General features: G+C 43.9%; 2 protein-coding genes and 1 pseudogene. 1 reads left to right on the top strand and 2 read right to left on the bottom strand.

What is annotated here, in order from left to right; all coding sequences use genetic code 11:
• Positions 1-149, bottom strand: a pseudogene (locus IM450_RS15450) (zinc ribbon domain-containing protein); the annotation flags it as partial.
• A gap of 451 nt (positions 150-600) precedes the next feature.
• Here IM450_RS15450 and rpe point away from each other — a divergent pair.
• The gene (gene rpe, locus IM450_RS15445; protein ID WP_002736739.1) at positions 601-1,308 is read left to right on the top strand and encodes a ribulose-phosphate 3-epimerase; all 708 of its coding nucleotides are present in this window, start codon (positions 601-603) and stop codon (positions 1,306-1,308) included.
• Between the two features lie 266 nt (positions 1,309-1,574).
• On the opposite strand, the gene hisN is transcribed toward rpe, so the two are convergent.
• Positions 1,575-2,381: a histidinol-phosphatase gene (gene hisN / locus IM450_RS15440; RefSeq protein ID WP_287671273.1), complete on the bottom strand. Its 807-nt coding sequence runs from the start codon at positions 2,379-2,381 to the stop codon at positions 1,575-1,577.
• Positions 2,382-2,583: the final 202 nt, after the last annotated feature.

The following is a 2,583-nucleotide window of genomic DNA, read 5'->3' as shown; positions in this document are numbered from 1 at the left end:
TTACTTGGTCTTACTCTCCCTCCAGAAGCAGTAGCGGTATGCCCTACCGCCAAAATTCGTAAACCTTCATCTCGAATATTCTTAGCAGCATTGATGTCTCTATCGTGGGTTTCTCCACACTTAGGACATTGCCAACTACGAATATCTGGTTCTTCGGTTTGTCTTATGCAATGGACGAGGGTTATAAGGGATGGAACCCTTATAGAGAAAGGCATTTAGCGATTTTTGTCAATTGTTTTTGCTCTAGAGCGAACTAATCAATTAAGTCTCTTGCCAGATAAGGATTTAGTCGATTTATGCCCCCCTATCGAACCATACCAAGTAACGAAGAATCCACTTAATATACCTCAAGTTTCTGAGAAATTCCCCAACAGGGATTGCAATATCTTTTATTCTAGAGTAGAAATGCTTGATTGTCAGTAGCGGTTATTGCCATACAACAATCACAAATTTTTGTCTGTTACAATTTATACAAAATGCCCTGGGATTACCCCGACTGAAAACTCAAATCCGATTAGTGATCACTGATTACTGATCACTGATCACTGATTGCTGATAAGATTGTTACGAAAATATAAACACGAAATTCTATAGTTAGCCATGACCCAAAACGGAAGCTCGAAATCGATCGTTGTCTCTCCCTCGATCCTATCGGCGGATTTTAGTAAATTAGGAGCCGATATCGAGGCTGTGGATAAGGCAGGAGCCGATTGGATTCACGTTGATGTGATGGATGGTCGTTTTGTCCCGAATATCACCATTGGACCCCTGATTGTCTCCGCTATTCGTCCCTATACGAAAAAACCTTTAGATGTGCATTTAATGATCGTCGAACCAGAAAAATATGTGGCTGACTTTGCGAAAGCGGGTGCTGACATTATTTCTGTTCACGCTGAACATAATGCTTCTCCCCACCTCCATCGTACTCTTTGTCAGATCCGCGAACTCGGTAAACAAGCGGGTGTGGTATTAAATCCCTCCACTCCCCTAGATTTAATCGAATATGTGCTGCATTTGTGCGATTTAGTCCTAATTATGAGCGTTAACCCCGGTTTTGGTGGCCAGAGTTTTATCCCGGAAGTTGTCCCCAAAATCCGTCAATTACGCCAAATCTGCGATGAAAAAGGCTTGGATCCCTGGATTGAAGTGGATGGCGGCTTGAAACCGGCTAATACTTGGCAAGTTCTCGAAGCGGGTGCTAATGCGATCGTAGCAGGTTCGGCGGTATTTAATGCCCCCGATTACGCAGCAGCGATCGAAGGTATCCGTAACAGCAAACGTCCCCAACCTCAATTAGCCACGGTTTAATTGCCGCAGGGGTGGGTTAGCTGTTGATTAATTAGGGTCTGCTGAAAAAGTTTTTTGTGGGGACAGGGTGTGGGGTGTGGGGTGTGGGGTGTAGGTTTTTACTGATTCCCATCTGGTCAATTACCTAATTTTCAGAGAAAAAGTCCCGTAATTTTCCCCCAATCACTCCAATGGTAGGCACTTTTTCAGGGAAAAAAAGTCTAAAAGCCTTATCCAACAAGGTTTTTAGATTTATTCAGCAAACCCTAATTATCTTAGTATTCGCACTAACCCACTCTGCTGATTTGTTCTAAAACCTGCCGCCATAAACCCGAATTAGAGACGGCTAAAACTTCGCTAGAATCAGCTTTTAGGGGATTACCAGACCAATCGCTAATTATTCCGCCCGCACCTTCAATAATCGGGATTAAAGCACAAAAATCGTAGTATTTCAGGTCTGATTCTAGGATTACCATCGGCATGGCAGTGCAGCCAGTGGCTAACATCATATAGTTATAACAATCACCCCCAAAAGCGGTACGTTTGCAGACGGTTTGCAGCTGACGAGCGATCGCTTGTTGTCGTTCTGTGATAAACATTAAGGGAGTGGTGGAGGCTAAACAGGCATTTTTTAAGACAAGTTCCCGATCCTGACGATAGGGATTAACAATCATCCGGTTATTATAAAGACTCCCTTTTCCCTTCACTCCTAACCAGCGATCGCCTAAAATCGGTTGATCGACAATTCCTAAAATCGGTTGATTTTCTGCTACTAGGCCGATTAAAGTCCCAAAAATCGGTAATCCCTTGACAAAAGAGGATGTGCCATCGATCGGATCCAATACCCAATAACGACCACTTTGGGCGGGAATATTGGCTCCTTCTTCCCGAATAACCCCATCTTCGGGTAATTCTCGCCGAATAATCGCCACCATCGCCTCCTCAGCTTCTTGATCGGCGATTGTTACTATTGAGGAAACTTGCTCGAGTTTGGTCTCGGTTTCTAGATGGGGCTGCCGAAAATAGCGCCGGATAATCTCTCCAGAAGTGTCCGCTAATTGATGAGCTAGTTGGATAGTGCGATCGATATTCATGAGGGGAAACAATACAGCAGAATTTAGAAGACAGGAGACAGGAGACAGGAGTAGGGAGTGTGGGAAGTGGGGAGGTGAGGGATTTAGCGGAAATTTCCCTATCACCCTAAATCCCTATTGCCTCTTGCATAGTGCGAGCGATATTCATCAATAAAAGTTATCCATACAGGAAAACAATAATGTTTATTTATGGTAAAGGGGA

This window comes from Microcystis sp. M083S1 (assembly GCF_020246405.1).
Lineage (GTDB): Bacteria > Cyanobacteriota > Cyanobacteriia > Cyanobacteriales > Microcystaceae > Microcystis > Microcystis aeruginosa_C.
The sequence above is the reverse complement of the archived record's forward strand: the minus strand, read 5'-3'. Positions and strand labels throughout refer to the sequence as shown.

Excerpts from the sequence above, each read along its gene's own strand:
- rpe (WP_002736739.1), top strand. The coding sequence starts at position 601 with ATGACCCAAAACGGAAGCTCGAAATCGATCGTTGTCTCTCCCTCGATC.
- hisN (WP_287671273.1), bottom strand. The coding sequence starts at position 2,381 with ATGAATATCGATCGCACTATCCAACTAGCTCATCAATTAGCGGACACT.